Origin of the sequence: Stenotrophomonas sp. GD03680 (assembly GCF_029844625.1) — a bacterium.
GTDB classification, from domain to species: Bacteria; Pseudomonadota; Gammaproteobacteria; order Xanthomonadales; family Xanthomonadaceae; genus Stenotrophomonas; species Stenotrophomonas maltophilia_P.
Genome location: NZ_JAOCKC010000002.1, coordinates 132,527 through 154,947 on the forward strand (window position 1 = coordinate 132,527; position 22,421 = coordinate 154,947).

The following is a 22,421-nucleotide window of genomic DNA, read 5'->3' on the forward strand; positions in this document are numbered from 1 at the left end:
TTAGGCTGCCCAGGACCTGAGGGCCTGGTTGGTCTGCTTTCTAGGATCAGGTATGCGTGTTATGGGTACGAGTACCGTCAGCGACCTTCGATCTGTTTCTCAAGGCGTGCTACTGCCCACGATATGTCCATCGCTACCTCCGAAAGCCCCAGTGACCACAGCTTAGGGCCGGCGTTTGTGCGCATATGGAAGTGGGAAGACGCCTGCAAGACGGGAGTGGAGAACCACGTTCGTTCTGCATTAGTTGGCACCTTCCTCCTGATATCCATGCAGCCACTCTTGGCATACGCCTTCAACTGCTTCTTCAGAAGGACGATTCGTTCCCTAAAAGGATTGATCTCCCACTCGGAAGCGCCAACCAGTCTGCGGCCTGCCGAGGTGATGGTGGCAATTTCATCTTAGAGCCATCCGCGCTGTCGGGTGGAGCCTCGACAGACCGCACTCTGGTCGACTTTGGAGGAGGTACCCGGGAGCGAGTCATCTGGCTCTTCAGTGGTTGAACTTCAGATGCAGGGCGCTGGCTGCTCTCTTGTAGAGATCCCGCTTTGCCAGGTGCCGAAACCATATTGGCGTCACGCGCTCCGCGCGGACGTGAGCCGATCGCGCCCTGACAGTACTGGTCTGAAAGGTTCCAACAGTCTTGATTGAGTGCAAGTTTCCGTGGACTCTGAGGCAGGGGGGCAGAAGTGACGCTAACTAGCTCGCCCGTCTTCGCAGGCGCTTGGTCTTTAGCAAAGCCATTGGGCTAACTGTTGCGCTCATAGCGATTGCGCTTAGTTGCTCTTCCAGGCCTAGCGCCTTGAGTACGCACACGAGCGTCCTCACCGTGGACCCTTCTCCAGCCTCTAGCTGCACCAGTGCCCTACGCGAGATACCCGCCTTGTCAGCCAGAACTGTCTGAGAGATGTTCTTGATGAGCCTTTTCCTCCGCAGGCGATGTCCTAATGCCTGGGCAATTTCCTCCGGTGACTGGGCTGGACTGTCGTTCATATGCGCGTAATTCCGCTCATTAGGGCGATTCTGCCCCCATAATGCGCGCAAATCTGCGCAGTTGCGACATGGCTAGGTGGAAAAAGCAGGGGGATCGGAGACCAGGACTTGGGGAATTCACTGCTCTGCCCTGGCCTTCATCTATCTAGCTGCCAAGCTTGTAGGCGGGGGAGTGGCTCCCAGGGCGCCGGTTGACGTCCTCGGTGCACGGCACGGGGCACGAGCTTTCCTGGCCGCGCGGCCGCAGCCGTTCCGTCACCATTTGCTCATGTCGCAGGGGGCGTTGGGTAGATATCGCTTGCCTCCGTGCACGCGAGCCTCAGGATATTCACTATAGATATCAAAGAGATGCCGATCGGGCTAGTGCTAGGGCTTCGATCTCGTGTGTCTCGTTTTTAAATGTTGAGTCTCTCTTTTACGTGGAAATGACAGCCGCCGCCCACCAGTGCCGCAGCACTGGCGCTGTGGTGTGGCGCGCGGAACGGTCGTTGCCGCCATCGCTTCGGGTCCAGCCCTTCGCCGCTGACCGAGGCGATGGCCGCCAGCTGCAAGGCATCGATCTCGGTGGACGCCGGCAGCAGCCCGGGCAGGCGTGAGGCGAGCAGGGTCTTGCCACAACCGGGGCTGCCGATCAGCAGCAGATGGTGCCCGCCGGCCGCAGCCACTTCCAGCGCGCGCCGTGCATGCACCTGCCCGCGCACATCGGCCAGATCCGGCAGCGGCAGGGGCGTGGTGTCCACCCGCTCAACCTGCGGCAGCAGGCGCGGATTGCCCAACCCGGCGCAGCATTCCAGCAACGTGCGGGCCACGCGCACGTCGGCGTGTTCGGCCAGCGCCGATTCGGCCGCATTCCCCGGTGGGACCACCAGGATGCGGCCCGCTTCGGCCGCCGCGATGGCGGCGGGCAGCGCGCCTGCAACCGGGCGCAGCTCGCCGGTCAGGCCCAGCTCGCCCAGGAACTCGTACGGCAGCAGCGACTGCGGCGGGATCTGGCCACTGGCGGCAAGAATGCCCAGGGCGATGGCCAGATCGTAGCGCCCACCTTCCTTGGGCAGGTCGGCGGGCGCCAGGTTCAGGGTGATGCGCCGTTGCGGGAAATCAAAGCGCGCGCAGAGCAGCGCCGCACGTACGCGTTCGCGCGACTCGCGCACACTGGTTTCGGCCAGACCGACGATCTGGGTGGCGGGCAGGCCACCGGAAAGATGTACTTCCACCCGCACCAGCGGGGCCTCGACCCCGGCGCGGGCACGGCTGTAGACCACGGCCAGGCTCATGTGTGCTTCCTGCAGAGAGAGAGGCTCGATGGTGCGGCCGTCACTCTGTCCGTCGCCATCAGGCATTGCTGGCCAGGCGCCTAGGGCTTTCCTGCGTGGCACGAGGAGGGGGGGGCACCGACGCGCGCGCGGTTCGGTATGACCGTCGGCCAAAAGCAGATAACCACTGAGCATTTCTGCATTGGGGCGCGGGCGGGGTTAATGAATGTGCGATGTCTGGTCCACCGATTGCGGCTGGCATTGCTTCCCCCACTACCCGTACAGCCCACGATGACGACAGCTCGTTCTTCACTGCGCCCGCGATTGCTGGCGTTGGCGGTGTTGCTTGCCACCGCGTCTCCCACACTTCATGCACAGTCCACCACCGGCGCGATCGCCGGACAGGCGCCGGCCACCGCCCAGCGCATCTTCGTTCGCAGCGATACCGGCCTCACCCGCGAGGTGACGGTCGATGGGCGAGGCCGCTTTACCGTCGGCCAGCTGCCACTGGGCCGCTACGTGGTGGAAGCACGCGATGCCGAAGGGAACGTGCTGCAGACCCGCGAGGGCATTTCGCTGACGGTAGGCGCCAGTACCGAGGTGTCCTTCACTGACGTCACCCGGCTGGACGGTGTGCAGGTCAGCGCCGACCGGGCAGCGGCTGCGATCGATGTCAGCAGCGTGGACTCGCGCACGGTGATCACGGCCGAGCAGCTGCAGCGCCTGCCACTGGGTCGCTCGGCCGAGGCGATCGCGCAGCTTGCGCCCGGGGTCAACGGCAACAGTGGCAATGGCACCTATGCCGGCCCGACCGGTGCACAGCTGGTGAGCTTCGGCGGTTCGTCCGCTGCCGAGAACGCCTACTACATCAATGGCTTCAACAGCACCGATCCACTGCGCGGTCTGGGTGGCCTCACGCTGCCCTACGGCAGCATCGACCAGCAGGAAATCTACACCGGTGGCTACAGCGCCAAGTACGGCCGTTCCGATGGCGGCGTCATCAATGCGGTGGGCAAGCGCGGCACCAATGAGTGGCGATTCGGTGGCCAGGTCACCTGGGAACCAGCGTCCACGCGCTCGGACAAGGACGATGTGCGTTACCCGGGAAATGGCGCGCTGTATTCACCGGAAAGCCAGGACCGCGAGTGGGTGACCACGCAGAGCATCTACGCCGGTGGCCCGCTCCTGGAAGACCGGCTGTTCTTCTTCGGCTCGTACGAGCTCGAGCGCCGTGAGGGCACCGACGTCAAGAATGTGGAGGCGACCAATGCCTACTCCCGCTATGAGTACGACCGCCCGCGCTGGTACGCCAAGCTGGACTGGAACATCACCGACAACCACCTGCTGGAACTGACCGGAGCCTCCAGCCGCAATGTCTTCCGGGGCGATAGCTTCGCTTACGACTACGACACGCTCACCCGCGGTGCGCAGCGTGGCAAGGAAGACACCACCAAGACCGGTGGCGACCTGTGGACGGCCAAGTACACCGGCTACCTGACCGACCGGCTTACCGTCAGCGCGCAGTATGGCGAAATGCGTACCGATGACTACATCGGCAACCCGGCCTACGACGGAAGCCTGACCTACATCAGCAGCGCCACGCTGCAGAATCCGGCGCTGAACGGTGGTACGCCGATCACCAATGCGCAGACCACGTCGCTGCTGGTCAACCCGGATCGCGGCAACCGCACCAACAACCTGCGACTGGATGCGAACTACAGATGGGGCAACCACAGCATCACGGTCGGCATCGACAACCAGAATGCCCGTGCGCTCAACCGTGGCTCGGTGGCCTCCGCCGACGGTTACTACTGGATCTATGGCCAGTCCAACCCGAACGTGCCCCTCAATACCGGCCTGGGCGTGCCGGCCACCGGCGGCATCCGCAATGGTGAGGAGGGTTATTACGTGCGCCAGTACATCTACAGCGCACTGGCGTCGGTACGCGCCTCGCAGCGGGCGCAGTACATCGAGGACAACTGGCAGGTGACCGACCGCCTGCTTTTGAACCTGGGCCTGCGCCTGGACCAGTTCACCAACTACAACCGTGATGGCGACGCCTACATCAAGCAGACCAGCGGGCAGTGGGCGCCGCGGCTGGGCTTCAGCTGGGACGTCGACGGCGACGGGCGCTTCAAGGTGTTCGGCAACGCGGGTCGCTACTACCTCGCGCTGCCGCTCAACCCGGCCTTCAACGCGGCGGGCGCGACGCTGGCCACCTCGACGTACTACACCTATGGCGGCATCGACAGCAACGGCTATCCGACCGACCTCACCGCGTTCTCCGGCGCGGTGTCGGCCAACAACTACTACGGCGTGCTGCCCGATCCGAAGACGGTGGCGACCTCCGGCATCGAGCCGTCCTACCAGGACGAGTTCATCCTGGGCTTCAGCAGGGCGCTCGGCCAGAACTGGGTGTACGGCGCGAAGGCGACCTATCGGGTGCTGCGCAGCGGCGTGGATGACTACTGCGATATCGGCGCGGTGCTGGCCAAGGCCGACAGCCTGGGGTATGACGTCACCAAGGACAGCAATCCGGTCAGTTGCTGGTTGATCAATCCTGGCCGTGCGAACACCTTCAATCTGGTCGATACCAGCGGCAACTACGTAAGCGTGCCGCTGACCAATGCCGAGATGGGCTTCCCCAGGTTCAAGCGCAACTACTACGCGGTGAACCTGTCGCTGGAGCACCCGTTTGATGGCCGCTGGTATGGCCGGGCGGACTACACGTGGTCGCGCAGCTATGGCACCACCGAAGGCCAGCTGCTGTCGGGCATCGGCCAGACGGCGGTGTCGACCACGCAGGCCTGGGATTACGCGCAGCTGATGGAACACACCAACGGGCCGCAGAGCAACGACCACACCCACCAGTTCAAGCTGCATGGTTACTACCAGTTGACGCCGGAATGGCTGGTCTCGGCCAACCTCAAGGTAATTTCCGGCGCGCCCTTCAGCGCACTGGGTTCGTATGGCCCGAACTTCGAAGACCCTTCCGGCTACGGCATTGCCTACCACTTCTACAACGGCCAGCCCGCGCCTCCGGGCAGCCAGGGGCGGCTGCCCTGGCTGAAACAGCTGGATCTGGGAGTCTCCTACCGGCCTTCGGTGGCGGCTGGGCGACTGGGCTTCAACCTGGATGTGTTCAACGTATTCAACCGCCAGGTGGCGTTGTGGAAATCGCCGTACTCCGAGTTGGATCCGGGGCAGCCGGACCCGCTGTACGGCGCAGCGACGGTACGGCAGGCACCGCGCTCGCTGCGCGTCAGCGTGAGCTACGACTACTGAGGGAATGCGCCGGCACGGGCGGGCATAAGCTGCCACCAGTAGGGGGGCGGACGATGCGTGGCTCGAAAACCGGGTTGTGTTGGGCCGGCGGGCACGAGGCCCCCACGCACCGCCCGCCATGGCCGGCCGGCGGAGACTTCATCACAACGGCGGGTTTTCGAGGCCCGGCCACCGATGCACGGTGGCCGGGCAACAATTACCTGCCGTTGTGGGGAGTGCCAAGGGATCGGGGCCAATGCGGCCAGGCCCGAGACGTTTCTGGCATTGTCGTATAGGGAGGAGTGGCGCGAGAGGCTTGAACGGCGGGGCTTTCGGTACTTCTGCGACGGCCCCGTCAGATTCGTCTGTTGGAGGGAGAAGAGTGCGTTGATTGCGACAGCGTGCGGCGCGCGTCTGCGAAGGTGCGAGTGACTTTCCACCTATTGACCGTCCAGCGCGCCACGGCGAGTCTGACTGCCGCGGCACTGCCCTTAGGACGAGAGGGCGGTGGTGTTTGAATGGATTCGCCGACCCGCGCAGACCCCGACAAGGATCATTGCAGATGTTGCGCCACAGCCGACCTCTTCTTTTCGCGGGTCTGATACCCCTGCCATGGTTCCTGTTCTGGACCACCGTTGCTGCGATGCTCGCACCCGGTTACAACCCGATTGCACAGCACGCCAGCGAGCTGCTGCAGGCACCCGCGCTCGCAAGCCTGTGCGGACGGATCGCCGCCATCGGCTGCGGGCTGGGGTTCGTACTGTTTGCCATCGCGCTATGGCGGGAATCCGGGCGCCGGATCGCCGTGGGTGCCGCCTGCTGGATGATCTTTGGCGTCTCCATGTTGACCAATGGGCTCTGGCCCATGGGTCATCCGATGCACGGCTTCTACGCCATCGGTATCGCGAACATCATTGCGCCGGCGATGTCGCATATCGAACTGAGGGCCTGGTCGGCCAACCGAAGGGCCTATGCCGTGACTGCCGTGGTGAGCATCGCGGCAGTGGTCTATCTATGGTTGAACCTGGTGGGCGCGGATCCGCAGGGTTTCAGGGGACTCACCCAGCGCCTGTTCTCTTCCATCAACTCCCTGTGGCCCTTCCTGGTCGCGCTGTACCTGCTGCGCAGGGGGCCAAGTGCACTACAGACGCAGCCCGCGCATTGATGGACAGGCGTGCAGGCACGGGGCAATCGCGCAGGTCCGATCAAGGCTGACATCGACGGGACGCGCATACTGAAAGACATTCCGAAAAGACGACCCGACTTCAATGGCAGCATTCGATCATTCCCTGGTAACGCTTCGATTTTTCGGCGACGACCTTCTGCCGGATGAGATCAGTGCCCTGCTGGGGGCGGCTCCAACCGCCTCGCATCACAAGGGCCAGGAACTTGGAGGCAGCCACTCGGGCGTCGTGCGTATCGCCAGGACCGGAAGCTGGCGAATGGCCGCGATGCGTCGTGAGCCTGAAGATCTGGAGGCTCAGATTTTTGAGATCCTTGATCAGCTCACCGGAGATCCCGCCATATGGAAGTCGCTGGCACGGTTCCGGCCTGACCTGTTCTGCGGCCTTTTCATGGGCAGCAGCAATGATGGTGTCTCGCTTTCGCCCAAGGTCCTGCTCGCCCTGGGAAAGCGCGGCATCGAGCTCGGCCTTGACATCTACGATGCCGATGAAGATGTGCGCAACGCTCAGCACCAATAGACCATCAGTTGATGATCTCGCCACTCCCCGATGCGACGAATTCCCTCAACTGCCGGATGAAGTCCGCATCGTAGGGTTCCCACTCGGTGATCTCACCGACAATCCGCAGCGGCTGCGCACTGCGATACGACCGCGTCGGGTTCCCGGGAAACTTCTTGTTGGTGACGTTCGGGTCGTCCTCGAACGGCCCGGTCGGTGCCACCACGTACACACGCGGCCGCCCCTCGCCCCGGGCCATCTCCGCGGCCAGCCCGGCGCCCTTGGCAATCGTGGTGAAGTAGATGTGGTTCATCACCACGCCATCGCGATAGTTGGATCCGTAGCCGGCAACCAGCAGATCGCCCGTGGCCAGGTCGGCCCGGGTGCCGTGATAGAACGGCCCGGCGACCTGATCGCAGGTGTCCTGCGAAACGGGTGTCCATTCGGTGTCCTGCGTCATCGCGATACCCCCAGGTTGTCCTGCCGGATCGACAGGCCGGCGAGTCTAGGGGGCCAGGTGGGCCTTGCTGCAAGGCCCCATCCGGGAAATAATCTGTAAGTGGGAGGCGCAGCGCGCCTCCTTTTTCATTCTGCGGCGCGGCGCCCTTCCAGCTCGCGCACCGCTGTTTCCAGCGCATCCAGCTTCTGGCGGGTCTTCAGCAGCACCGCGCGCTGCACTTCAAATTCCTCGCGCGTGACCAGATCGAGCTTGGCCAGCCCAGCCTGCAGCGCGCTCTTGAAGGTGGCCTGCAGTTCCTCGCGTGATTCGCGCAGGCCCGGCGGCACCAGGTCGCTGAGGCGGCGGGCGAGGTCATCGATTTGGTTCAGGTCGATCATGGGGTGCTCCGTGGGTGGCGCCCGCGCATCAGGCGCGGGCAGGCCGTTCAGCCACAAGGATACTGCCGGCGCGCGCTGCCCGGACAGGCAGCCGCGGCGTCGCACCGGGCGCGTTCAGGCGCTATCCTCCACGCCGGAAGACAGGAGATCGACGATGAAGATGGTCATGGCGGTGATCAAGCCGTTCAAGCTCGACGACGTGCGCGAAGCGCTGGCCGAGCGTGGCGTCACCGGCATCACGGTGACGGAGGTCAAGGGCTTCGGCCGCCAGAAGGGGCATACCGAGCTGTACCGTGGCGCCGAGTACGTGGTCGACTTCCTGCCGAAGGTGAAGCTGGAAGTGGCCGTGACCGATGACCAGGTGGAGGCGGTGGTGGAAGCCATCGTCAAGGCGGCCGGTACCGGCAAGATCGGCGACGGCAAGGTATTCGTGTATGACCTGGGCAGCGTGGTGCGTATCCGTACCGGCGAGCTGGACGCAGACGCGCTGTAAGCCGTCCGGCGGGATGTTGTAGAGCCGAGCCGATGCTCGGCTGCCGTTCCGCCGTCATGTAGAGTCGAGCTTGCTCGACTCTACAAAGAGCAGCCGAGCATGGGCTCGGCTCTACAAGGAGCGGTAAAGCGGTGAGCGGAGCGACGCTTACCGGCGCTTCGCCCACTTATAGAACCGCTTCCAGCCCTGGCGCACTGCGGCCACCCAGCCGGGGTCGGCCACCAGGGCGGCCTGGGTGGCGCTGGGCGCCTGCCCGGTCACGCGCTGGCGGATCTTCAGCAGGTTCTTCATGTCGCTGCGGCGCATCTGCCGGGTCAGCGGATTGCGGCGCAGCCAGCGCGGTGCGCGCCAGGCCGAGGTGAAGTCCAGCAGCACCGGTACGCCGCCGCTGACCACCACGTTGGTGCCGTGCAGATCGTTATGGGTGATGCCGGCCGCATGCAGGCGGCTGAGTGCGTGCTGCAGCTGCTCGAACACTTCATTGCCGACTGCCTGGGCGGTGCTGAGGGTCTGGCCGGGAATGAACTCCATGCCCAGTGCCAGGCCTCCCAGTGTTCCCAGCAGCGCCGGCGCGTGCTTCCAGCCGCCCAGGCGCTGCAGCATGCGCGCTTCACGGCGCACCATCAGGCGTGCGACCAGCGACAGCGGCGTGCCGCGATAGCGGGAGTAGTCCTTGATGACGGCCTCGCGGCCATCCAGGCAGGTGCGGTAGACATCGGGGGCCAGCAGGCGTTCGCCACGCTTGAGCAGCAGGGGCGTGGTGGCGTCATCGCCGCAGGTCTGGCAGGGGGAGGCAGGAAGGGGCATGGCGGGGTCTCGGACGACCCGGTGGGCGGCGCTGAAGCGTCAAGCGAACCGGTGAGGCGGGGGAAACTGGCTAAACTTTCGTTAAGTCAATTTTAGTACCGGCAAGTTCGCTAATCCACGTTCTGTCGGAGAAATGTCGGGGCCGTGGCTGGAACAGTTCGTCGCGCACGGACGGACAATTTCGTCTCACTTTTCGGTTTGAGGCATTGAAAATCAATAAGTTGAAGAAGAAATCCACCCGTTCAGCCAAGCGCCGCTGAACATGGCGCACGTGTGGCTTGACCCCGGCGCACGGCCTGCCGACCATAAGCTGTTCATCCGCGACATTGGCGGCCGCCCCGTTCCGGCACGTCCCCGTCCCCTGCCGCGTTGCCACCGATGCCGGCCGCCTGCGCCGTGCATCGCCCCCTGATTCCCGTTCCGGCTGCCGCCGGAGGAAAGTTTTTGATGATCAAGATCGTACTGGCAGTGCTGTTCGTGGCCTGCGTGCTGTACATCCACTTCCGTGGCAAGGTCCGCGCGCGCTGGTCGCGCCAGCTGCTGGACCACTCCAGTTTCATGGCCCCGATCAACGTGGTCATGTACATGTTCTCGAAGGTGCCGACCACGCCGTTTCTGGACCCGGGCAAGGAGTTCCCGCAGCTGGAACCCCTGCGCCAGAACTGGCAGATGATCCGTGACGAGGCGCTGGCGCTGCGCGATGCGCAGAAGATCGCTGCGTCCAGCAGTTTCAACGATGCGGGCTTCAACTCGTTCTTCCGCCGTGGCTGGAAGCGCTTCTACCTGCGCTGGTACGGCCCCTCGCACCCGTCAGCGAAGACGCTGTGCCCGAAGACCGTGGCCCTGATCGAGTCGATTCCGGATGTTCGCGCAGCGATGTTCGCGCAGCTGCCGCCGGGCAGCGAGCTGCGTCCGCACCGCGATCCGTTCGCCGGTTCGCTGCGCCTGCACCTGGGCCTGAGCACCCCCAACGATGATGCCTGCTACATCGAAGTGGACGGCATCCGGAAGAGCTGGCGCGACGGCGAGTGGATGATGTTCGACGAAACCTACATCCACCACGCGCATAACGAGACCGAGCAGGACCGAGTGATCCTGTTCTGCGACATCGCGCGCCCGCTGCGCTTCGGCCTGCCGGGCCTGTTCAACCGTGCGGTGGCCGCCACGCTGCTGGCCGGTGGCGCTTCGCCGAACCTGCCAGGTGATCCGACCGGGGGTGTCAACAAGGCATTCGGCAGCCTGTACAAGGTGCGCCTGAAGGCCAAGGCGCTGCGCGAGCGCAGCGTGGTGGCCTACCAGGTCATCAAGTGGGGCCTGGTGGCGGCGGTGATTGCCGGAATCTGGGCGATCTGATCGAACGGCCGCCGGGCATGGCCCGGCGCTACCGGAACACGAACAACCCGCGCTGTCGCCAGCGCGGGTTTTTCTTTACTTCAATGCCGCCTGCACGAACGGCGGGGTCACCAGCACGCCGGTGTGCAGCGCGGCGGTGTAGTACAGGGTCGTGAAGGTCTTGGCGGCCGAATCAGCCTGGCGGAAGTCGAAGCTGCTGTCGCCCTTGCGCGCCATGGTCACGCTCCACCAGCCGGTCGGGTAGCACGGCTGCGGGAACGGCAGGGTCTTGAACGAACCGAAGCCGGCCTTGCCCATCTCGGTACGCATCTCGTTGATCAGTTCCAGCTGCATCAGCGGCGATTCGGACTGCTGAACCAGGATGCCATCGTCCTTCAGCGCCTTGAAGCAGCTCTCGTAGAAGGCCTTGTTGAACAGGCCTTCGCCCGGGCCGACCGGGTCGGTGGAGTCCACGATCACCACGTCCACGCTGCCGGCCGGGCAGTTGGCCATGTAGGCCACACCGTCGTCGAACAGCAGTTCGGCGCGCGGATCGTCGTTGGAGTCGCACAGCTCCGGGAAGTGCTTGCGCGCCATCACCGTGACCTGCTCGTCGATGTCGCACTGGGTCACGCTCTCCACGCCCTTGTGCTTGAGCACTTCGCGCAGGGTGCCGCAGTCGCCGCCACCGATGATCACCACGCGCTTGGGGGCGGCGTGGGTGAACAGCACCGGGTGGCTGATCATCTCGTGATAGAAGAAGTTGTCCTTGCTGGTCAGCATGATGGCGCCATCGATGGTCATCAGGTTGCCCCAGTCGGTGGTCTGGAAGATCTCGATCTTCTGGAAGGGCGACTGCACCTCGTCCAGCTTGCCGGTGATGCGGTAGCCGATGGCCGAGCCGGTGCGCTCGAAATGCTCGATGTACCAGTTGTTGCTGTCAGTCATGGGACGTGTCCTTCTGGGGTCCTGTTCGGAGGGGGTAGAGCCGGGTTGGCGGCACGGGGCCGCGTGGCGCAAGCCACATCCGGACGGATCGGCCTGTTCAGGTCCGGCAGGAGCCGGGTCACGGGCGCGGGCGCGCATGATAACGAACCTGTGGGCATATAGGCGTTATCATGCCCCCCCTTTTATTGCCAACAAGGCCGACTGAAATGACCGATTGGTCCCTCGACCAAGCCCGCAAGACCTACTCGATCCCGCATTGGGCGGATGGTTACTTCGACGTGGATCAGGCCGGGCACATGGTGGTGAGACCGACCGGGGCGGACGGCCCGGTGGTGTCGCTGCCCAAGGTGGTGGACGCCGCCCGCGAGGCGGGCGCCAAGCTGCCACTGCTGGTGCGCTTCCCGGACATCCTCGGCCAGCGCCTGGGCAAGCTGCAGGCGGCATTCGCCCAGGCCCAGCAGGACTGGGATTACGCGGGTGGTTACACCGCGGTGTACCCGATCAAGGTCAACCAGCACCGCGGCGTGGCCGGTACCCTGGCCAGCCACCACGGCGAGGGCTTCGGCCTGGAAGCGGGCAGCAAGCCGGAGCTGATGGCGGTGCTGGCACTGTCGCGCCCGGGCGGCCTGATCGTCTGCAACGGCTACAAGGACCGTGAGTACATCCGCCTGGCCCTGATCGGTCGCAAGCTGGGCCTGCAGACCTTCATCGTCATCGAGAAGCCGTCCGAGCTGAAGCTGGTGCTGGAAGAGTCCAAGGCGCTGGACGTGAAGCCCGGCCTGGGCGTACGCATGCGGCTGGCGTCGCTGGGCGCCGGCAAGTGGCAGAACAGCGGGGGCGACAAGGCCAAGTTCGGCCTGTCCCCGCGCCAGTTGCTGGACCTGTGGAAGTCGCTGCGCGATACCGAGTACGCCGATTGCCTGAGCCTGCTGCACTTCCACATGGGCTCGCAGATCTCCAACGTGCGCGACATCGCCAACGGCATGCGCGAAGCCACCCGCTACTTCGTTGAACTGTCGCAGCTGGGCGCGAAGATCACCCATGTGGACGTGGGCGGCGGCCTGGGCGTTGATTACGAAGGCACCCGTTCGCGCAGCTTCTGCTCGATCAACTACGGCTTGAATTCGTATGCCAGCAACATCGTGCAGCCGCTGGCCAACGCCTGCGAAGAGCACGGCCTGCCCCCCCCGCGCATCGTTACCGAGTGCGGCCGTGCGATGACCGCGCACCATGCAGTGCTGATCGCGAATGTGTCCGAAGTGGAACAGGCGCAGGAAGGCCGCGTGCCGGACCAGCACGATGACGAGCCGGCTTCGATCCGTCATCTGCGCGAGATCCACGAGGAACTGGACGTGCGCCCGGCGGTGGAACTGTTCCAGGAGGCGCAGCACTTCCATGCCGAAGGCCTGTCCAGCTACGCGCTGGGCCAGATCGACCTGCCGCAGCGTGCGCGCATCGACGACCTGTTCTACGCCATCGCCCACGGCGTGCGTGCGCGCCTGAGCTATGACGAGAAGAGCCACCGTCCGGCGCTGGATGAACTGAACGAGCGCCTGGTCGACAAGTACTTCGTCAACTTCAGCGTGTTCGAATCGATTCCCGACGCGTGGGCCATCGACCAGGTGTTCCCGATCGTGCCGATCGAGCGGCTGGACGAAGTGCCGGACCGTCGCGGCATCATTGCCGACATGACCTGCGACTCGGACGGCATGGTCAAGACCTATGTCGAGAACGAGAGCCTGGACAGTTCGCTGCCGCTGCACGCGATCAAGCACGGCGAGAGCTACCGCATCGGCTTCTTCATGGTCGGTGCCTACCAGGAGATCCTGGGCGACATCCACAATCTGTTCGGTGACACCGACGCGGTGGAAGTGGTGGCCGATGCGGACGGCTACGCGATCACCCAGCAGCGTCGTGGCGACACCACCGACGTGATGCTGGACTACGTGGGCTACCGGCTGGATGACCTGCGCGCGGCCTATGCCCAGCGCGTGGCTGCCGCCGGGCTGTCGCCGGAGCGTGCGCAGGAACTGTCGCAGGCGCTGGAGGCGGGCCTGACCGGCTACACCTACCTGTCCGACGAGCCGCTGGTCTGATGCCTGCGGCAACGCCGGGCATGGCCCGGCGCTATCGGTCCTGATGAGCGCCCGCGCGATCTTCCACCTGTTCCTGCATGCCGCCGTGCCAGCCCTGCTGGCATGGCTGTTCTGGCGCAAGCGCTTTGCATCGGCGTGGTTGCTGATGCTGCTGGGCTGGATCATCGACCTCGACCATCTGCTGGCCGATCCGATCTACGCGCCGAACCGCTGCAGCATCGGCTTCCACCCGTTGCACACCGCGCCGGCGATCGCGGTGTATGCCGGGCTGTGCGTGCCGAAGAAGACCCGCCTGGTGGGCATCGGCCTGGTGATCCACATCATGCTCGACGCCATCGACTGCTGGTGGATGCATCACCGCTGAGGCGGGTCGTGCAGCGCCGGGGCGGCTCTACCGGGGAGGCGGGGCGTCCGTCGGGGCCAGCGGCAGTTCCAACCGTGCGCGCAGTCCCGGGTTCTCGTTGGAAAGGCGCAGTGAGCCGCCGTGGCTGGCGGCGATCTCCGCGGCGATCGCAAGGCCCAGGCCGCTGCCTTCCACTCGTTCGTCCAGGCGTACGCCACGCTGCAGGACACTCTCCAGCTTGGCTTCGTCCAGCCCCGGGCCGTCATCGCGCACTTCGATATGCAGCCGGTCCTGTTTGGCCAGGGCCCGCAGGCGTACTTCGCTGGCGGCCCATTTGCCGGCGTTGTCCAGCAGGTTGCCCAGCATCTCCTCCAGGTCGGTGGCTGCGCCGGCGAAGGCCAGCCCGTGTGCCACGTCCATCTGGAAGCGGATGCGGCGGCCGGCATGCACGCGGGTCATCAATCGGTACAATGCCTCCACCGCGGGCGCCACATCGCTGCGCTGGTGGTGGTCCACGGCCAGGCCGGCGGCCAGGTAGCGGTCGATGCTCGCACGCATGCGCGCGCCCTGTTCGTGCACCGTGCGCCGCCAGCCGCGTCCTTCACCCTCCGCCTCGGCCGCCAGCACGCTCAGCGGCGTCTTCAGCGCATGCGCCAGGTCCTCGGCGCTGCTGCGCGCGCGCGCGACCATGCGCTGGTGGTGATCGAGCAGGGCATCGAGCTCATCGGCCAGCGGCGCGATCTCCAGATCCAGCCGGCTGCGGTCGATGCGCTCGGCATCGCCACGGCGGATGCGTTCCAGCTGCTGGCCCAGGCCGCGCAGTGGGCGCAGGCCGAAATGCACCTGGCTGGCCAGCACCGCCAGCCAGGCCGCGACCAGCAGGCCCAGCGCGAGCGCGCTGCGCTGACGGAAGGCGGCGGTGTCCGCGTCCAGCGCGCTGCGATCATGGGCAACCAGCGCAATGTAGGGCTGCGATGCACGTGGCAGGCGCACCTGCTGCACACGGGCACGCAGCGATTGCTGCATCGGCCCGCTCAGATTGCGCTCGGCCGGGCCGGTGGCCGTGACCGGCAGCGTCTGGTCCCACAGCGAGCGCGACTGCAGCAGCACCTTGCCGTTGCGGTCGGTGATCTGCCAGTAGGCGCCGGAGAACACACGCTGGAAGCGCGCGTCGTTGGGTTCCTGGCGCAGCCGCAGCTGTCCGTCGGGATCGATCTCCGCCTGCGCGAGCAGAGTCAGCATGTCCTGCTGCAACTCGCCGTCAAGACGGTCGCGCGCGCTGCGCTTGAACAGCTCGCCCAGCAGCACGCTGGCCAGCACCGACACCAGCACCAGGCCGATGCCCCCCACCAGCAGCAGCCGCCGCCGCAATGAAGGCTGGCGCGCGCTCATGCCTCGGCCAGCCGCCAACCCTGGCCACGCACGGTATGGATCAGTTCCACGCCCAGCTTGCGCCGCACCCGGCCAAGCAGCACGTCCAGCGCGTTCGAGTCCGGATCGTAACCGCCTTCGAAGACCTGTTCGCCGAGGCGGTCGCGGCTGATCACGCGGCCGGCGTGATGGATGAAGTAACTCAGTACGCGGAACTCCTGGGGACTCAGCGGCAACGGTTGCCCGTCCAGTTCAAAGCGACCGGCGTTGACGTCAAGCTGCAGGGGGCCGCACTGCAGGCGCGGGCTGGCGTGGCCCCGGCTGCGGCGGATCAGGGCACGCAGGCGCAGCACCAGTTCATCGGCCTGGAACGGTTTGGTCAGGTAGTCATCGGCGCCTGCATCGAAGCCGGCCAGCTTGTCGTGCCAGCGGCTGCGTGCGGTCAGCACCAGCACCGGAAAATCGCGGCCATGGGCACGCCAGCGCTCGATCACGCTCAGTCCATCCAGGCCGGGCAGGCCAAGATCGACGACTGCGGCATGCAGGTCCTCGATCTGGCCGATCTCTTCCGCACGACGGCCATCGGTGGCCACATCGACCACGTAGCCGGCCTGCTCCAGCAGGGGCTGCAGGCGTTTGGCCAGCTCGGTGTCATCCTCGGCAAGCAGGATCCGCATCAGTCGTCCAGTTCCATCTTCAACAACGTCCCGTTGCGCGCATCATAGTCCAGCTCCACCACTGCGCCGTCGTCACGCAGGATCTCCACCTCGTACACCGCGTCGTCCAGCTCCACCTCCAGCAGTTGGCCGGGCTGGCGCCTGAGCGCGTCGCGCACCACCTGTTCCAGGGGCACGTAACGGCCCTGCTGCACGGCGCGGCGCGCGACCTGCTGCGCCGGGTCCGGCGCAGGGCCGGCAGCGGAGCCCGGAGTGGCCAGGGCCAGCAGCAGGGGCAGGGAGACCAGCATCGGTGACGGATCCTCGGGCGATGGCGACAGGCGCGAGCATGGCACCGCCGACTAACAGCCGACTAACGATGGCCGCTAAGGGGCTGTTAGCCGACCGCGGCATCGTGGTGCTGCCGGAATGGTCCGGCCACGAACAGGAGAACTCCCATGCTGAAGTCGCTCACCCTCGCCACCGTCGCCGTGCTGGCCATCGCTCCGGCCGCGCACGCTGCACCGCTGGGCATGGCCCAGGCCGAGCAGGCCCTGCGCAAGGCCGGCTACACCCAGATCCACGAGATCGAACGCGAAGACGGCCTGTGGGAAGCCGACGTCAGCCGCGCCGATGGCCGCTTCAGCGAGGTCTACGTAGACCCGAAGACCGGCGAGATCTTCGATGAGCACAACGGCCGCGCGCTGCTGCCGACCGAGCAGGTGCTGGCCAAGGCACAGTCGCAGGGCCTGCGCGAGATCCACTCGCTGGAGCGCGATGGCGCCACCTGGTCGCTGGAAGCGCGCAATGCCCGCAACCAGAAGGTCGAGGTGCGCCTGAGCGGCTATGACGGCCGCATCCTGCACAGCGAACGCGACGGCTGGCTGGATTGAGCGCCTCGGGTAGCGCCGGGCCATGCCCGGCGGCCTGATGCATGCGCTGCGCTCGCCGGGCATGGCCCGGCGCTGCCCGCAGGTGCTTACCAGCCGTAGGGCGGCGGGTAGTCCCAGTAGCCCGGGCCGCGACCGTAGTAGCCGCCATACGGGCCGAAGAAGCCAGGGCCCTCGCCTTCGCTGACGTGGATGTTGAGGTTCACCCCGCGGGTCTTGCCCTCGTCGGTGGTGTAGTTCTTGCTCAGATTCAGCGTGGCGGCGTTGTAGTGGCTGTTGCCACCCCGCTTGGAGTACCCGATGCCGGTGGTGAAACTGCCGGAGACCTTCACCTTGTCGTCCTGCACGTCGGCGATGCGGGCATCGTCGTGCACGCGCGGGCCACTCTTGTCACCGTAGTAGGTGCCCGGCGGGTCCTGCTGCAACGTCGGATCGTTGAGGTAACGCATCGGCGCCTGCGGCAATGTCAGATCCAGCCCGGATGCCTGCGGTGCGGTGGCGCCGGCAGCGGACTGGGCGAGCACGGTCCCGGGCAGGGCCAGGCACAACAGCAGGGTCAGGGGGCGGATCATCTTGGCGCTCCAGCGGACAGGGACCACGCCACACGCGGCGTTACAGGCCGACGCTAGCAGGGCGTGCTTGAATGATGCCTGTCGGCGCCGGATTGGGGTAGAGCCGGGCCATGCCCGGCTGCAGGTCACAGCCGCCCGAACCCGAACAGCTCCGCCAGCGGATGCTTGCGCCGCTCGATGCGGGCCCGCAGCAGCTGTGCGCCGATCATGGAATAGGTGATGCCGTTGCCGCCGTAGGCCATTGCCAGGTGCACGCGCGGCCCCCACTGTTCATGCGGGCCGAAGAACGGCAATCCGTCGGCGGTCTCGGCGAAGGTACCGGCCCATGAGAATGCCGGTACCGGGTCGAGCTTGGGAAACCAGTGCAGCAGCTGCTTCATGAGCTTGTCTGCCTTGCCTTCCACCCGCCGGTCGCGCCGTGCCGGAATATCGATGGCATCGTCCAGCCCGCCCACCAGCAGGCGACGGTCGCCGGTGGCCCGCAGGTACAGATAGGGGCGCGCGCTTTCCCACACCATCGTGCGCTGCAGGGGGCCCAGCACAGCGGCATCGACAGGGTCGGTGATGAAGGCATAGCTGCTGCGGTTGCGTGCGACGCGCTGCGAGAGCCAGCGCTGGTTGGCGTATCCCATCGCCAGCACCACGTGGCCTGCGCGGATCGTCGCGCCTGATTCGGTCTGGGCGGTTACGCCCCGTGTGCCTGGCGTCAGCGTGTGCAGCACGGTGCGATCGTGAATGTGGCCGCCGCGCTGGCGCACCCGCTTCAGCAATCCATAGGTGAGGCAGTAAGGGTCGACCCGCGCTGCCTGCCGGGTCAGCAATGCGCCGCCGGCGTCCACATCGAAGCGCTCCGCCAGCGCCTCCGGGCCCAGCCAGCGGGCGTCCAGGCCGGCGCTGCGGCGTGCCTGGCCCTCGGCCATGAGGCGGGGCACGTCGCGGTGGCGACTGGCCAGGTACAGGCTGTCCATGCGCCGGAAGTCCACGTCCTTCAGGCCACGCGCCACTTCGCCCAGTGCCGGGATCGCCTCGGCACAGGCCCGGTAGGCCAGCGTGGCCGCGTCGTGGCCATAGCGCTGGGCCAGTTCCAGCAGATGGGTGTCGATCTCGTACTGCAACAGCGCGGTGCTGGCGGCGGTGCTGCCCCAACCGATGTCGCGCTGCTCGATCAGGGCGACCTCGTGACCGTGACCTGACAGCTCATCGGCGATCAGTGCGCCGGTGATGCCGCCGCCGACCACCAGCACATCGCAGCGCAGGTCGCCCTCCAGCGGGGGAAATGCCTGGATCAGGCCATTACGTACGGCCCACCAGGGATAGCCACTTTTCAGGTCCATGGTGATGGGTCAGGCGGTGGGATGGCCGGTGTGCGGCGTGTGGATCAGTTCGGACAGATCGAAGCCCTGCAGCCGCGCCGTGGCCAGATAATGGTCCCGCACGGTGGCGTCCAGCTTCGGCTCGCGTGCCAGCAGCCACAGGTAGCGGCGATCGGGGCTGCCAACTAGCGACACGCTGTAGTCCGGAGCGATCTGGATGACCCAGTAGTCGCCCTTGGCGAAGGGCAGCCAGCGCAGGCCCTTGGGCAGGAAGCTCACTTCCAGGCGCGCGCTGTCGTTGTCGACGGGGCAGGCTTCGCCGCTGGCCTCCTCGACCTGGCCGTCCATGCGGCAGCGGTTGTGGACGCTGACGTTGCCGTTGTCGAGCAGGCTGTAGTGCGCCGAGACATCGGTGCAGCCTTCCGGCTCGTGGCGCATGGGCAGGCGCGCGATCTCATACCAGGTGCCCAGGTAGCGGGGCAGCTTGAGGTCGGCGACGGTCTTCAGTGGCAGCTGTTCGGTCATCGGCAGGCGCAGCGGGAACGGGGCCTCCACGATGCCGACGGCCTCGCCACGAGCGGGTGAAGCCGGAGCGATGGCGGTGTCCAGAACATTGCGTCGCCGCGGCGTCATTCCCGCTGTCATCGGCGCGGCGGTATCCTGCCGCCAGCGCCGGGTGTTCCGATCCAACCTGAAGCGGAGGTGCCGATGTACCAGGTGATCCTGTTGAAGAGTGAAACCGCGTTCGCGCGCGAGCAATGGCCGCAGGTCGACGATCTGGTGGACTATGAGGGCGTCAGCTACAGCCTGCGCGCCGGTCCGCGCCAGCCGCTGCCGACCGACCACGACTGGCCTCCGGTGGCGGTGTACGCCCCGGACGAAATCACCGAGGAAGAGTTCCAGGACTGGTATGCGCTGCAGCAGCCGACGGTGGAGGAGCTGCGGTTGAAGTACTGAACCGCGGGGGCGGGTGCTGCGGGCGGTGCCGCCCCGGGCATCCGACCTTGACCGGTCGTGCCGTATAGTCGCGCGCAGGCGCGGTGGTCCGCGCGAACCGGTGTGCATCTGGCGTGTCTTCCTTCCTGCAATCGATCCGCATGCGCGGGCCCTGGCTGGGCCTGCTGCTGGGTGCTGCCCTTCTGCTGTCCGCGCCCGCGCTCGCGCAGAACGAGGCGCCTACGCCGAAGCAGCAGCTGGCACAGATTGACAGCGCGCTGAAGGAGATCGAGCGCAAGCGTGACGACGCCGAAGCCACCGAAACACTCGGCACGCTTTCAGAGAACGCGTCGAAGGCCAAGCGGGATGCCGAGGCGCTGGACAAGTCCCTGCAGCCACAGCTGGATCAGCTCAATGAGCAGCTGGCCCAGCTGGGTGAAGCGCCGCAGGGCACCACCGAGCCCCCCGACCTGGCCGCGCAGCGACGCACGCTCACCCGCGAGCGCGATGCCCTGGCCGCCTCGGTGGCCCAGGCAAAATCCATCGCGGTGCGTGCCCAGCAGTTGAGTGCGGACATCGACAAGCAACGTTCCGCGCAGATCAGCGAGGAACTGGGCCGCAAGGTCGATTCACCGCTGTCGCCGTCGCTCTGGCGGCAGGTGGCCGATCAGCTTCCCGATGACATCGCCCGCGTGCGCCCGTTGGCGCAACAGGGGCGTGACACCCTGGCCAAGGCCATCGACACCCACGGCTGGGGCACCCTGCTGCTCGGCCTGGCCGCAGCACTGGTGATGATGTTCCCGCTGCGCCTGTGGCTGCGCGCGCTGGGGCGCCGGTTTGCCGCCTCGGAACGCGCGCCGGACGGCCGCCTGCGCCGTTCCGGCCTGGCCATGTGGCTGCTGCTGGTGGGCACCCTGCTGCCGGGCTATGCGGTGGTGGTGCTGGTGGCTTCGCTGAATGCCATTGGCGGCATCGCCCCGCGCCTGCAGAACGTGGCCGATGGCCTGGTGGCGGCGACCTTCGCTGCAGCCTTCATCGCCGCGCTCAGCGCGTGCCTGCTGATGCCCAGGCGCCCCTCCTGGCGGCTGCTGAACCTGGATGACACCGCCGCGCTGAAGCTGCGCAAGTACGCCTGGGGTGCCGCTGCGCTGGCCTGGCTGAGCAACGTGCTGGTGGCCATCGACCGTGCCACCCGCACCAGCGACGTGACCACGGTGGCACTGGATGGCGTGATTGCGCTGACCTACCTCGGCCTGATCATGGCCATGCTGGTGACCCTGGCACGCCTGCACCGGCGGCAGACGGCCGAAGCCGAAGCGAAGCTGGAAGCGCAGGCCGATGGTCTCGGCGCACAGCAGCCGGTGCGCCGCAGCAGTTGGTTGGTACTGGCGCGCGTGGCCGGCAACATCGCGGTGGTGGCGGCGATCATCGCCACGCTGCTGGGCTATGTGAACTTCGCCAAGTTCGTGAACCAGCAGTTGATCGGCGGCAGCATCGTGGTGCTGGCAGCCACCCTGCTGTTCAAGTTCGTCGATGATTTCTGCACCTGGCTGTTGAACGCCGACAGCAAGGTTGGCCAGACCATCCTGCTCAGCACCGGCCTGAGCGTCTCCAGGCTGGAGCAGGCCGGCGTGCTGCTGTCGGCGGTGCTGCGCACCTTCGTGGTCCTGATCGCGCTGCTGGCACTGGCCGCGCCCTTCGGCAATGTCGGCTCGATCGTGGAGCGCTTCGCGTCGCTGGCCAATGGCATTCCCATCGCCAAGGACCTGACGCTGGAGCCGGGCCGCATCGTACTGGCCATCGGCGTGCTGCTGGCCGGGCTGGGGGTGATGCAGGTGGTGCAGCGCTGGCTGGCCGACACCTACCTGCCCAAGACCGAACTGGATCTGGGCGCGCGCAATTCAATCAGCACCGTCGCCCGCTATCTTGGCATCATCATCGCGGTGCTGTGGGCCCTGACGGTGATGGGCCTGAACCTGCAGAAGCTGGCGCTGCTGGTCAGTGCGTTGTCGGTGGGTATTGGTTTCGGCCTGCAGGCGATCACCCAGAATTTTGTTTCCGGCCTGATCCTGTTGGCCGAGCGACCGGTGAAGATCGGTGACTGGGTGAAGCTGGGTGACCAGGAAGGCGACATCCGCCGCATCAATGTGCGCTCGACCGAGATCCAGGTGGGCGACAAGTCCACGTTGATCGTGCCCAACTCGGAGCTGATCACCAAGACCATCCGCAACATGACGATGGGCAACAACCAGGGCCGCATCCAGATCCAGTTCGCGGTACCGACCAGCACCGACGTCGCCGGCCTGCGGCAGGCCATGCTGGATGCCTATGGCGCGCACACCAGCGTGCTGCAGACGCCCGCGCCGACGGTATACATCGACGGCATTGCCGGCGGCCAGATCACCATCAACAGCTTCGCCTACGTGGCCAGCCCGCGGCAGGTGTACGGCACCCGCAGCGATCTGTATTTCAGTCTGTTGCAGATCCTGGCGGAGCGGAACATTCCGCTGTCCACGCCAACGGACATCCACATCACCCGCGACCCCCAGGAGTAGGGGATTCCCGGCAGGGCTGCGCCCTGCACCTGCCGAGGCCGGAGCAACAGCAACAGCAACACCAAGCATTCCATGGGATGGCG

21 protein-coding genes and 1 pseudogene are annotated in these 22,421 nt (G+C 66.0%); 10 read left to right on the forward strand and 12 right to left on the reverse strand.

The genetic code is table 11. The features are described from left to right. Positions 1 to 696 precede the first annotated feature (696 nt). Complete coding sequence (locus tag N5J29_RS03005) at positions 697 to 990, reverse strand: helix-turn-helix transcriptional regulator (protein ID WP_164151925.1); 294 nt, start codon at positions 988 to 990, stop codon at positions 697 to 699. Positions 991 to 1,421: 431 nt separating this feature from the next. Next, positions 1,422 to 2,264, reverse strand: a pseudogene (locus N5J29_RS03010) (magnesium chelatase domain-containing protein); the annotation flags it as partial. A gap of 270 nt (positions 2,265 to 2,534) precedes the next feature. Between N5J29_RS03010 and N5J29_RS03015 the strand changes: the two are divergent. The 3 genes from N5J29_RS03015 to N5J29_RS03025 all read left to right on the forward strand — a co-directional run bounded on the left by N5J29_RS03015 (position 2,535) and on the right by N5J29_RS03025 (position 7,210). Then, on the forward strand, positions 2,535 to 5,528 hold the full coding sequence (locus N5J29_RS03015; RefSeq protein WP_164151928.1) for a TonB-dependent receptor: 2,994 nt from the start codon (positions 2,535 to 2,537) through the stop codon (positions 5,526 to 5,528). A 541-nt stretch (positions 5,529 to 6,069) separates the two neighbouring features. Next, on the forward strand, positions 6,070 to 6,672 hold the full coding sequence (locus tag N5J29_RS03020) for a DUF998 domain-containing protein (protein WP_164151930.1): 603 nt from the start codon (positions 6,070 to 6,072) through the stop codon (positions 6,670 to 6,672). Positions 6,673 to 6,775: 103 nt separating this feature from the next. Beyond that, entirely contained in the window at positions 6,776 to 7,210 is a 435-nt protein-coding gene (locus N5J29_RS03025) for a DUF4279 domain-containing protein (protein ID WP_164151932.1), read from the forward strand. A gap of 4 nt (positions 7,211 to 7,214) precedes the next feature. Here the strand turns inward: N5J29_RS03025 and arr are convergent, their stop codons facing one another. After that, positions 7,215 to 7,649 (reverse strand): NAD(+)--rifampin ADP-ribosyltransferase, encoded by a 435-nt coding sequence (gene arr, locus N5J29_RS03030; protein WP_074900061.1) that lies wholly within the window; start codon positions 7,647 to 7,649, stop codon positions 7,215 to 7,217. Positions 7,650 to 7,774: 125 nt separating this feature from the next. Next, complete coding sequence (locus N5J29_RS03035) at positions 7,775 to 8,026, reverse strand: accessory factor UbiK family protein (RefSeq protein ID WP_053518135.1); 252 nt, start codon at positions 8,024 to 8,026, stop codon at positions 7,775 to 7,777. Between the two features lie 154 nt (positions 8,027 to 8,180). Between N5J29_RS03035 and N5J29_RS03040 the strand changes: the two genes are divergently transcribed. After that, entirely contained in the window at positions 8,181 to 8,519 is a 339-nt protein-coding gene (locus N5J29_RS03040) for a P-II family nitrogen regulator (RefSeq protein ID WP_005411374.1), read from the forward strand. A 147-nt stretch (positions 8,520 to 8,666) separates the two neighbouring features. Here N5J29_RS03040 and N5J29_RS03045 read toward each other — a convergent pair whose 3' ends face one another. Next, positions 8,667 to 9,326: an RIO1 family regulatory kinase/ATPase gene (locus N5J29_RS03045; protein ID WP_053518133.1), complete on the reverse strand. Its 660-nt coding sequence runs from the start codon at positions 9,324 to 9,326 to the stop codon at positions 8,667 to 8,669. A 447-nt stretch (positions 9,327 to 9,773) separates the two neighbouring features. Between N5J29_RS03045 and N5J29_RS03050 the strand changes: the two genes are divergently transcribed. Next, positions 9,774 to 10,679: an aspartyl/asparaginyl beta-hydroxylase domain-containing protein gene (locus tag N5J29_RS03050; RefSeq protein WP_164972362.1), complete on the forward strand. Its 906-nt coding sequence runs from the start codon at positions 9,774 to 9,776 to the stop codon at positions 10,677 to 10,679. 75 nt (positions 10,680 to 10,754) lie between these two features. Here N5J29_RS03050 and speE read toward each other — a convergent pair whose 3' ends face one another. After that, on the reverse strand, positions 10,755 to 11,606 hold the full coding sequence (gene speE / locus N5J29_RS03055) for a polyamine aminopropyltransferase (protein ID WP_128988323.1): 852 nt from the start codon (positions 11,604 to 11,606) through the stop codon (positions 10,755 to 10,757). Between the two features lie 206 nt (positions 11,607 to 11,812). On the opposite strand from speE, the gene speA reads away from it, so the two are divergent. After that, positions 11,813 to 13,702: an arginine decarboxylase gene (gene speA / locus N5J29_RS03060; RefSeq protein ID WP_053520373.1), complete on the forward strand. Its 1,890-nt coding sequence runs from the start codon at positions 11,813 to 11,815 to the stop codon at positions 13,700 to 13,702. Positions 13,703 to 13,745: 43 nt separating this feature from the next. After that, positions 13,746 to 14,066 carry a DUF6122 family protein gene (locus tag N5J29_RS03065; protein WP_164151934.1) on the forward strand — a complete coding sequence of 107 codons (321 nt, stop codon included), beginning with the start codon at positions 13,746 to 13,748 and terminating at the stop codon, positions 14,064 to 14,066. Positions 14,067 to 14,093: 27 nt separating this feature from the next. On the opposite strand, the gene N5J29_RS03070 is transcribed toward N5J29_RS03065, so the two are convergent. The 3 genes from N5J29_RS03070 to N5J29_RS03080 are packed head-to-tail and all read right to left on the reverse strand — an operon-like array spanning position 14,094 to position 16,383. Then, positions 14,094 to 15,437 (reverse strand): HAMP domain-containing sensor histidine kinase, encoded by a 1,344-nt coding sequence (locus N5J29_RS03070; RefSeq protein ID WP_164151936.1) that lies wholly within the window; start codon positions 15,435 to 15,437, stop codon positions 14,094 to 14,096. Then, positions 15,434 to 16,093 carry a response regulator transcription factor gene (locus N5J29_RS03075; protein WP_053520370.1) on the reverse strand — a complete coding sequence of 220 codons (660 nt, stop codon included), beginning with the start codon at positions 16,091 to 16,093 and terminating at the stop codon, positions 15,434 to 15,436. The genes N5J29_RS03070 and N5J29_RS03075 overlap by 4 nt, the downstream gene beginning before the upstream one ends. Further along, complete coding sequence (locus tag N5J29_RS03080) at positions 16,093 to 16,383, reverse strand: PepSY domain-containing protein (RefSeq protein ID WP_053520369.1); 291 nt, start codon at positions 16,381 to 16,383, stop codon at positions 16,093 to 16,095. Before N5J29_RS03080 ends, N5J29_RS03075 begins: the two co-directional genes overlap by 1 nt. 147 nt (positions 16,384 to 16,530) lie before the next feature. On the opposite strand from N5J29_RS03080, the gene N5J29_RS03085 reads away from it, so the two are divergent. Next, complete coding sequence (locus N5J29_RS03085) at positions 16,531 to 16,965, forward strand: PepSY domain-containing protein (protein ID WP_164151938.1); 435 nt, start codon at positions 16,531 to 16,533, stop codon at positions 16,963 to 16,965. A gap of 86 nt (positions 16,966 to 17,051) precedes the next feature. On the opposite strand, the gene N5J29_RS03090 is transcribed toward N5J29_RS03085, so the two are convergent. The 3 genes from N5J29_RS03090 to N5J29_RS03100 all read right to left on the reverse strand — a co-directional run bounded on the left by N5J29_RS03090 (position 17,052) and on the right by N5J29_RS03100 (position 19,372). After that, on the reverse strand, positions 17,052 to 17,534 hold the full coding sequence (locus tag N5J29_RS03090) for a hypothetical protein (RefSeq protein WP_074900053.1): 483 nt from the start codon (positions 17,532 to 17,534) through the stop codon (positions 17,052 to 17,054). Between the two features lie 125 nt (positions 17,535 to 17,659). Beyond that, positions 17,660 to 18,868, reverse strand: a complete 1,209-nt coding sequence (locus tag N5J29_RS03095; protein WP_164151940.1) for an FAD-dependent oxidoreductase — start codon at positions 18,866 to 18,868, stop codon at positions 17,660 to 17,662. Positions 18,869 to 18,877: 9 nt separating this feature from the next. Further along, entirely contained in the window at positions 18,878 to 19,372 is a 495-nt protein-coding gene (locus N5J29_RS03100) for a lipocalin family protein (protein ID WP_053520408.1), read from the reverse strand. A gap of 183 nt (positions 19,373 to 19,555) precedes the next feature. Between N5J29_RS03100 and N5J29_RS03105 the strand changes: the two genes are divergently transcribed. Beyond that, positions 19,556 to 19,804 (forward strand): hypothetical protein, encoded by a 249-nt coding sequence (locus tag N5J29_RS03105; RefSeq protein ID WP_053520409.1) that lies wholly within the window; start codon positions 19,556 to 19,558, stop codon positions 19,802 to 19,804. A gap of 140 nt (positions 19,805 to 19,944) precedes the next feature. Continuing rightward, complete coding sequence (locus N5J29_RS03110; RefSeq protein WP_164151979.1) at positions 19,945 to 22,338, forward strand: DUF3772 domain-containing protein; 2,394 nt, start codon at positions 19,945 to 19,947, stop codon at positions 22,336 to 22,338. Positions 22,339 to 22,421 lie beyond the last annotated feature (83 nt).